This window comes from Laedolimicola sp. (genome assembly GCF_051972735.1).
GTDB classification, from domain to species: domain Bacteria; phylum Bacillota; class Clostridia; order Lachnospirales; family Lachnospiraceae; genus Laedolimicola; species Laedolimicola intestinihominis.
This window is the reverse complement of record NZ_JBOKYU010000065.1, coordinates 1-9,155: the sequence shown is the minus strand read 5'-3', so window position 1 is coordinate 9,155 and position 9,155 is coordinate 1. Positions and strand designations below refer to the sequence as shown.

8 protein-coding genes and 1 other annotated feature are annotated in these 9,155 nt (G+C 48.3%); all 8 genes read left to right on the top strand.

The window, feature by feature from the left end; translation table 11 throughout:
• Positions 1-424 (top strand): hypothetical protein (locus tag ACTRC3_RS11040; protein WP_440323100.1); only part of this gene is annotated, 424 nt, incomplete at its 5' end.
• Between the two features lie 25 nt (positions 425-449).
• Positions 450-632 (top strand): hypothetical protein, encoded by a 183-nt coding sequence (locus ACTRC3_RS11035; protein WP_440323099.1) that lies wholly within the window; start codon positions 450-452, stop codon positions 630-632.
• A gap of 323 nt (positions 633-955) precedes the next feature.
• Entirely contained in the window at positions 956-2,017 is a 1,062-nt protein-coding gene (locus tag ACTRC3_RS11030; protein ID WP_440323098.1) for an ATP-binding protein, read from the top strand.
• 47 nt (positions 2,018-2,064) lie between these two features.
• Positions 2,065-2,303, top strand: a binding site (T-box leader).
• A gap of 207 nt (positions 2,304-2,510) precedes the next feature.
• Complete coding sequence (gene pheS / locus ACTRC3_RS11025) at positions 2,511-3,530, top strand: phenylalanine--tRNA ligase subunit alpha (RefSeq protein WP_440323097.1); 1,020 nt, start codon at positions 2,511-2,513, stop codon at positions 3,528-3,530.
• Positions 3,531-3,545: 15 nt separating this feature from the next.
• Positions 3,546-5,966 carry a phenylalanine--tRNA ligase subunit beta gene (gene pheT, locus ACTRC3_RS11020; RefSeq protein ID WP_440323096.1) on the top strand — a complete coding sequence of 807 codons (2,421 nt, stop codon included), beginning with the start codon at positions 3,546-3,548 and terminating at the stop codon, positions 5,964-5,966.
• 163 nt (positions 5,967-6,129) lie between these two features.
• Positions 6,130-7,092, top strand: coding sequence for a Gfo/Idh/MocA family protein (locus tag ACTRC3_RS11015; RefSeq protein ID WP_440323095.1), 963 nt, complete (start codon positions 6,130-6,132; stop codon positions 7,090-7,092).
• 104 nt (positions 7,093-7,196) lie between these two features.
• Entirely contained in the window at positions 7,197-8,129 is a 933-nt protein-coding gene (locus tag ACTRC3_RS11010; protein ID WP_440323094.1) for a magnesium transporter CorA family protein, read from the top strand.
• 39 nt (positions 8,130-8,168) lie between these two features.
• Positions 8,169-9,155 (top strand): tRNA preQ1(34) S-adenosylmethionine ribosyltransferase-isomerase QueA (gene queA / locus ACTRC3_RS11005; RefSeq protein ID WP_440323093.1); only part of this gene is annotated, 987 nt, incomplete at its 3' end.

Sequence of the window (9,155 nt, the reverse complement as noted above, 5' to 3'; positions counted from 1 at the left end):
GTCTAAAGAAGTAAGAACACAAAACAGGTTGCGATATGACTTTGTGATTGAAACAGACGCACTCTCCGGCAAACAATGTTTGTGGGCTTTTGATGTAAAACTTATTTTACCAATGAGTCCGCTGTGGTCTTCTGGTTCAGGAAGAACCAGAAGATTGCTGGATTCGATTTTTGCCAATTTTTATGTGAAACAAAATGAATATGACAGAGTATCAGTTGTTGTAAATCGCAGAGAGATATTTGAACAATTAAAAAAACAGTTATGTAATTTATCTATCAGAGATAGCTTTTCGATTGTTTTAGTTGCAGGTTCAAGCGTTGTCGATGAATTTGTAGTTACAAACAGTGTGAACAACACGGTTGTATTGAAAAATTGCAGGGAAGAGAGGTTATGCGATGGAGAAAATAGTTCGACGAATCAATAGACGATTGTTTTGGGAGGATTGCAATATGCAGGAGGATGCGGTATTAGGGATCTTTAGCGACAAAGAGAAAATTCTCAGAAAAGAGGATTTAGAGGTTTTTTCTACGATTCGCAGAATCGCGGATAAAGGAAATGATGTGGTGGTGAAGCGTCGGAAAGATGGATCACTTGTTGCATATGAAATTAAAATGAATAGGATATCCGGCTAATAAGTGGATTAGCCGAAGGACTGAACGGAGTCATGACTTACAGCTTTTTTGCTGTGGGTTTTGGCTCCGTTTTTTTGTTGTCAAATCAGAAAAACGGTATGTCTGGTTAATTTAAAAAAAATCAAAAACTGAATGCAATTTACCTGCGTTTCCACCGGCTTTCTTTGGGATATGTGAAGGGGAAGCACAGGGACAAAAAAGAGCTCTTGCTCTCGTTCAAAAAAAACGGGTGAGTCAAGGGCTGATTTGTGTTGCAAAAGAGATGGTTTGACCACCCGTAAGCCAAAAAGGCAGAAGCCAAAGCGTATATGATGTGCAGCACTGTGCCGAAGAGTACAGGAACAAATCGACCGTACTATCTCCGTGAAAAAGGTCTGAAGCCTGGTGGAGTGTATGTAAGAAAAGGAAGCTCTACACAGCCAATGACGGAAGAGGGAATTTGGGAGATGATTCTTCAAAACAGTGGTAGATCTTTTGAACTGTGCAGAAGTATGAATCAGGAATTGACGTTCCATACTCTCCAAACAGAAATGCAGAGAAGGTCTATCGAAATCGGACCATCGCAAATGCGAACTCTTAAGCTGATTGGTGAAGATGGTTTGTATACAAATCTTGCATTGCGGCTATCAGACCAGTGTGAAACAACAACGAAGGTTGCTTTCTTTCAAGGAACAGATAAGGAATTATTCCGAGACAGAAAGGAATTTAAGGGCTCTATTTTAAAGCAGCTTGAGGATGTATACCAGTTTATTGATTTAATTAATAAAACGAAAGCAACATTTTCAGGACTGGATCGAACTGATAGAAGAGATTACCCGGAGGAAGCAGTAAGAGAGGCTTTACTGAACAGCATCGTTCATCGAGATTACTCTTTTAGTGGAAGTAATCTGATCAATGTCTATGAAGACAGAATCGAACTTGTTTCTCTTGGAGGACTTGTATCCGGTTTGGAGCTGAAATCCATTTTTCTTGGTGTCTCACAATCGAGAAATCCGAACCTTGCGGCTGTTTTCTACCGCATGAGATTGATTGAAAGTCATGGTACAGGAATTGGAAAAATTGAGCGCGCGTATAAAGCTTGTCCATTTCAGCCAGAGTTTGAAACAGCAAAGGGTGTTTTTCGGGTGACACTTCCGAATAGAAATGAGCAGCCGGAAATGGATGTCCGGGTATCTGATAAAGCGGACAGAGATATTTCACTGAATGAACAGAAGTCGCTCATTCTTCAATATGCACAGGAAAACGGCAGTGTTACAAGAAAAGAAGTCGAAGATTTGATTGGCGCAGGAACAACAAAGGCGTTCCGATTGCTTAAGGAGCTTTGTGAGATCGATAAACTTGAGCAAAAGGGAAGCGGAAAGCTGAGTACCTATGTTATCAAATAAGTACTTGACATCTTCGCCCGTAAAGGTTTAGAATAATCCTTGATATGACAAATGCAACGAAGGTGCACAGTAACCTTTCTTCTTCTTTCAGAGAGAGACCGTCAGCGGCTGTGAGCGGGCTTAAGTTCAGAAGAGAGTGTGAAATTCCCACCGGAGCAGCATCGCTGAAGAGATTTGGTAGGCGGTGACGCAGCCTGCACGTTACGCAGAAGATGAGAGCCTGTCCGTTTTACATGGAGACAGGAATCAGGGTGGTACCGCGGAATATATATGCTCCGTCCCTACTATGTGTAGGGATGGAGCTTTTTTTGCGCGTTTGCATTGAGAAGGGCAGGCAGTTTCAAAAGCAGGCAGTTGGGTGCTTGCACACAAATGTCTGCTTTTGAAATTGCCTATGCGGCGAAAGCCGCGAGTTTCAGAAAGCGATAGCTTTCTGAAACTGCCCTGGAGTACACGTCCCTCAAAAACCAATAATTCAGGAAAGGTGAGAACAATGAAGGAAAAACTGCAGAAAATCCGGGAAAATGCCATTGCGCAGATTCGGGAAGCAAAGAATCTGAACACATTGAATGAAGCCCGCGTGGCCATTCTCGGTAAAAAGGGTGAACTGACCAGCGTATTGAAGAGTATGAAGGATGTGGCTCCGGAGGACAGACCGAAGGTAGGCCAGCTGGTGAATGAGACACGCGAGGAAATCGAGAAGGTTCTGGAAGAGGCCAAGGCAAAGATGGAGGCCCTGGTTCGCGAGGAGAAGCTGAAGGCAGAGGTTATCGATGTAACGCTTCCGGCGAAGAAGAACAATGTAGGCCATCGTCATCCGAACACCATTGCCTTGGAGGAGGTAGAGCGTATCTTCGTAGGTATGGGCTATGAGGTGGTGGAAGGACCGGAGATCGAGTATGATCTTTACAATTTTGAAAAACTGAATATTCCGGAAGGACATCCGGCCAAGGATGAGCAGGATACTTTTTATATTAATAAAAATATCGTGCTGCGGACCCAGACTTCTCCCTGCCAGGCGCGTGTAATGGAGCAGGGCAAGCTTCCTATCCGTATGATTGCGCCGGGACGTGTATTCCGTTCTGACGAGGTGGACGCGACCCATTCTCCGTCCTTCCATCAGATCGAGGGTCTGGTTGTAGATAAGAATATTACATTTGCGGATCTGAAGGGCACTCTGGAGGAGTTCGCCAAGGAGCTGTTTGGAGCCGAGACGAAAACCAAGTTCCGTCCCCATCATTTCCCGTTTACGGAGCCCAGCGCCGAGGTTGATGTAAGCTGCTTCAAATGCGGCGGTAAGGGCTGCCGGTTCTGCAAGGGCAGCGGCTGGATCGAGATCCTGGGCTGCGGTATGGTGCATCCTCATGTACTGGAGATGTGCGGGATCGATCCCAACGAGTACACCGGATTTGCCTTTGGTGTAGGTCTGGAGAGAATTGCGCTGCTGAAGTATGAGATTGATGACATGAGACTGTTATACGAAAATGATATTCGTTTCTTAAAGCAGTTCTAAGGAGGGAGAAAAACAATGGATACATCTTTATCATGGATTAAAGCGTATGTGCCGGATCTGGATGTAACGGCGCAGGAATATACAGATGCAATGACACTTTCCGGAACGAAGGTGGAGGGCTTCACCAGACTGGACGCAGATCTGGAAAATATCATCATTGGTCAGATCGTAAAGATTGAGCAGCACCCGGACGCGGATAAGCTGGTAGTATGCCAGGTTAATATCGGAGAGGCAGAGCCGATTCAGATCGTTACAGGCGCCCCCAATGTAAAGGAAGGACAGAAGGTTCCGGTGGTTCTGGACGGTGGCCGCGTGGCCGGCGGACATGATGGCAAAATGACTCCGGGCGGAATCAAGATTAAAAAGGGAAAGCTTCGCGGAGTGGAATCCAACGGTATGATGTGCTCCATCGAGGAGCTGGGTCAGAGCCGGGAGATGTACCCGGAAGCGCCGGAATACGGCATTTATATCTTCCCGGATGACGCAGTGGTAGGCGAAAGCGCTATCCACGCCCTGGGTCTGGACGACGTAGTATTTGAGTACGAGATTACCTCTAACCGTGTGGACTGCTACAGTGTCATCGGTATTGCCCGAGAGGCTGCAGCCACCTTCCGGAAGAAGTTTGTGCCGCCTGTGGTAACCGTAAAGGGCTCCGGCGGAGATGTCAATGATTATATCAAGGTAGATGTAAAGGATGCGGATCTCTGCCCCCGTTATTGTGCGAGAGTGGTCAAGAATATCAAGCTGGCTCCCTCACCGCAGTGGATGCAGCGCAGACTGGCAGTCAATGGCATCCGTCCCATCAATAATATCGTAGATATCACCAATTATGTAATGGAAGAGTATGGCCAGCCCATGCACGCTTACGATCTGGATACCATTGCGGATCATCAGATTCTGGTGCGCCGGGCAGAGGAAGGCGAGAAGTTTGTGACTTTGGACGGCCAGGAGCGTACCATGGATGAAAATGTCCTGATGATCTGCGACGGTGAGAAGGCTGTGGGAATCGCAGGTATCATGGGCGGTGAGAACTCCATGATTACAGACCATGTAAAGACGATGCTGTTTGAGGCTGCCTGCTTTGACGGCGTGAATATCCGTCTTTCCGCAAAGCGTATCGGTCTTCGTACCGATGCTTCCGGTAAGTTTGAAAAGGGTCTGGACCCGAACAATGCCCAGGCTGCCATTGATCGTGCCTGCCAGCTGATCGAGGAGCTGGGAGCCGGTGAAGTGGTAGACGGTATGGTTGACGTTTATTACGGAAAGAGCGAGCCTTCCAGAGTGCCCTTTGACGCGGATAAGATCAACGGGCTTCTGGGAACCGATCTCAGCAAAGAGCAGATGCTGGATTATCTGAAGCTGGTTGAATTGGATTATGATGAGAAAACCAATGAAATCGTAGCGCCCACCTTCCGGCAGGATATTCACCGCCTGGCAGATGTGGCGGAGGAGGTAGCGCGTTTCTTTGGTTACGACAATATTCCGACCACACTGCCGAGAGGAGAGGCTACCACAGGTAAGCTTCCCTTCAAGCTTCGCGTGGAGGCTGTGGCAAGAGATATCGCTGAGTTCTGCGGCTTTTCCCAGGGTATGACTTATTCCTTTGAGAGCCCGAAGGTATTTGATAAGCTGCTTCTTGACGCGGAGGATCCCATGCGCCGGGCAATCCGGATTTCCAACCCACTGGGCGAGGATTTCAGTATCATGCGTACTACTTCCATGAATGGTATGCTGACTTCTCTGGCTACGAACTACAATCGCAGAAATAAGAATGTACGTCTGTACGAAATGGGTAATATCTATATCGCGAAGGCGCTTCCGCTTCAGGAGCTTCCGGATGAGCGGATGCAGTTCACCCTGGGTATGTATGGCGACGGCGATTTCTACAATATGAAGGGCGTTATCGAGGAGCTCTTCGATAAGCTGGGTATGCGCGACCGTGTACACTATGATCCGAAGGCCGGTAAGAATTATCTCCATCCGGGACGTCAGGCCAATATCTATTATGACGGCAAGCTGATGGGCTATCTGGGTGAGGTTCATCCGGTGGTTGCCGACACCTATGGCATCGGCGAGCGGGCCTATGTGGCTGTTCTGGATATGCCGGTGGTAACGGAGATGGCGACCTTTGGCCGTAAGTATGAGGGAATTGCCAAGTTCCCGGCAGTAACCCGTGATATCTCCATGGTGATCCCCAAGGAGGTGCTGGCAGGCCAGATCGAAGAGGTGATTGAGCAGAAGGGCGGCAGCTATCTGGAAAGCTTCCAGCTGTTCGACATTTACGAGGGAAGCCAGATTAAGGAAGGCTATAAGTCAGTGGCTTATTCTATTGTATTCCGCGGTAAGGATAAGACGCTGGAGGAGAGCGACATTTCCGCGGCTATGAAGCGGATCCTGAAGGGTCTGGAGGGCCTTAAGGCGGAGCTTCGTCAGTAGGTTGAAACTGTAAAAAACTTACAGGGCATCGATTCCTCGGAAAATGGGGTCGGTGTCCTGTTTTAGGCTGACAGGATAAATATGGCGTGGTATAATGAGCGAAAGAGAGTCAACATGCTCGTATGATTGACGAAAAATAAGACAAATGCGGGAGGGAATACTTATGCAGATTGGTATTGTAGGAGCAGGCATGACGGTGCCCTGGTTTCTGGAGGCGGCAAAATTGATTCCGGAGATGGAAGTGCGGGCTTTATTTGCACGGAAAGAAGAAAAACGGAAGGAGATCTGTGAGAAGTATCAGGTTCCGGTGGCCTATGACAGCTATGAGAAGCTGTTAGCGGATCAGTCGATTGATGTATTGTACCTTCCGGTGCCCAATCACCTGCATTACAGCTTCACAAAGCAGGCCCTGGAGGCAGGGAAGCATGTGATTCTGGAAAAACCATTTACGGTGACCTACGAAGAGGCGAAAAAACTGGCAGAGCTGGCCCGGGCAAAGGGGTTGGTTCTCTTTGAGGCCATTACCAATCAGTACAACGCCAACTATGAAAAGGTTCGGGAGCTGCTTCCGGGTCTGGGCGATGTGAAGATTGTGCAGCTGAATTTCTCCCAGTATTCCAGTCGCTATGAGGCATTCAAGCAGGGGAACATCGCGCCGGTATTCGATCCGGCCAAGGCAGGCGGCGCGCTGATGGACCTGAATGTATACAATATTCATTTTGTGGTGGGCTTGTTTGGCGAACCTAAGGCAATTCATTACTATCCGAATATGGAGAAGGGCGTGGACACGTCAGGCATTCTGGTTATGGAATATCCGACGTTCCAGTGTGTTTGTGTGGCGGCTAAGGATTGTGGCGCGCCTTTATCGGTGAATATCGAGGGTGATAAGGGCTGCATGTTCAGCCATTCCAATTCCGGTCGGTTTGAAGAGTTCAGTTATCAGGAAAATAAGCAGGAGCCGATACATTACGAGTCGGCCCGCCGGGACAGCATTTTCGCAGAGGAGCTGACGGCATTTACCGAATACTATGTAAATAAAAACCAGGCGGAGCTGGACAGACGACTGGAACACAGCCTGCGGGTTATGAAGGTCCTGGATGCAGCCCGTCTGGGGAGCCGTTCCTGACTGATATATGGCAAAAGAGCGGAAGGGAAACAGAAACTGCTTTACGCGGACAGAAAAAAGCAGTAGAATAGAAAAATGTGTACGGACATACGGGGAGGAGCAACATGTTTTATTCGATTCACAATAAAGAAATCCGGGAGATCAGTCTGGAGCAGCTGGATTTCCATGATATCTGCGTGGGTTATCTGACGCTGGATGAATTGAAAAGCTGCTATCAGGAGCTGGGACTTTCAGAGGTGGCGGTCAAGGACTGTATGACAGATTTCACCCATTTCCGAACCAGTATGGATGTATACGACGAGTTCAGCTTCGGTATGATCAATATCGTGGATATCCTGAATTTGAGCACCAGGCGCAACCGTATCGGCTTTTTCATTAAGAAAAATCTGTTTGTAGTGGTGAAAATCATCGACAAGGAAGACAGCATCCGGCAAATGTTTCTGGACGCTATTGGACGATTCCGACAGAACGCCACCATGGAGAAAGTGATCTACGGTGTGCTGGAGCGGCTGCTGTCCAGTGGTAACCGGGGTCTGGTCATGACAGAACGCCAGATTATTGCCATGGAGCGGGAAGTGGTCAACGGCAAAGTAGACTCAGAGCTGAATACCGAGATCTTCGATCTGCGAAATCGGCTTTCCACGCTGAAAAACTACTATGAGCAGCTCATCGACATCGGAGAGTCCCTGCAGGAGAATGAAAATGATTTGTTCGAGGAAGAAGATCTGCGTTATTTCAAAATCTTCACAGATAAATCCGAGCGTCTCAGCAATAACACTCAGCTGCTCTGTGATAATCTGATTCACCTTCGGGAAGCCATGGACGCTACCCTCAACTATAACCTGAACAATACCATGAAGCTTTTTACCATGGTGACCATCATCTTCCAGCCGCTGACCCTAATCGTGGGCTGGTACGGCATGAACTTCAAGTATATGCCGGAGCTTGGGTGGAGGTTCGGATATCTGTATGTGATCGTGCTGAGCATTGTGGTGGTGGGCGCGATTTTGTATTGGTTTAAGAAGAGAAAGTTCTAAAAAATGATATAACTCTATTTAAAGGACAGGAATTACAACATGAAAACAAGCGATTTTTACTATGATTTACCCCAGGAGCTGATAGCCCAGGATCCGCTGGAGGACCGCAGCAGCTCCCGGCTTATGGTACTGGATAAAAAGACAGGCAGTGTCGAACACAAGATCTTCCGGGACATCATCGACTACCTGAACCCGGGTGACTGCCTGGTGGTTAACAACACAAAAGTTATACCGGCCCGTCTCCTGGGAGTCAAAGAAGACACCGGCGCGCATATCGAAGTACTGCTCCTGAAGCGTAAGGCCGACAATGTATGGGAGACTCTGGTAAAGCCCGGAAAGAAAGCCAGACCCGGCACGCGTATTGATTTCGGCGACGGCCTGCTGAAGGCGGAGGTTATCGACGTGGTAGACGAAGGCAACCGCCTGATCCGTTTTGAGTTCGACGGCATCTTCGAGGAAATTTTGGATCAGCTTGGACAGATGCCGCTGCCGCCTTATATCACCCATCAGTTAAAGGATAAGAACCGTTATCAGACCGTCTACGCCAAGCATGAAGGATCTGCAGCGGCGCCCACTGCAGGACTCCATTTCACACCGGAGCTGCTGGAGCAGATCCGGGCCAAAGGCGTAAAACTGGCCCATGTGACCTTACATGTCGGTCTTGGTACCTTCCGTCCGGTCAAGGTGGACGATGTAACCCGGCATCACATGCACTCTGAGTTCTATATGGTAGAAGAAGACCAGGCCAAACTTATCAACGATACCAAAGCCGCCGGTGGCCGCGTTATCTGCGTCGGCACCACCAGCTGCAGAACCCTGGAATCTGCCACGGACGAAAACGGTATCCTGAAAGCAGGAAGCGGCTGGACCGAAATCTTCATCTACCCCGGCTACCATTTCAAGATCATGGACGCCCTGATCACCAACTTTCATCTGCCTGAATCCACCTTACTGATGCTGGTGTCCGCATTTGCAGACAAAGAAACGATTATGAAAGCATATGAGGAAGCAGTGAGAGAGCGGTAT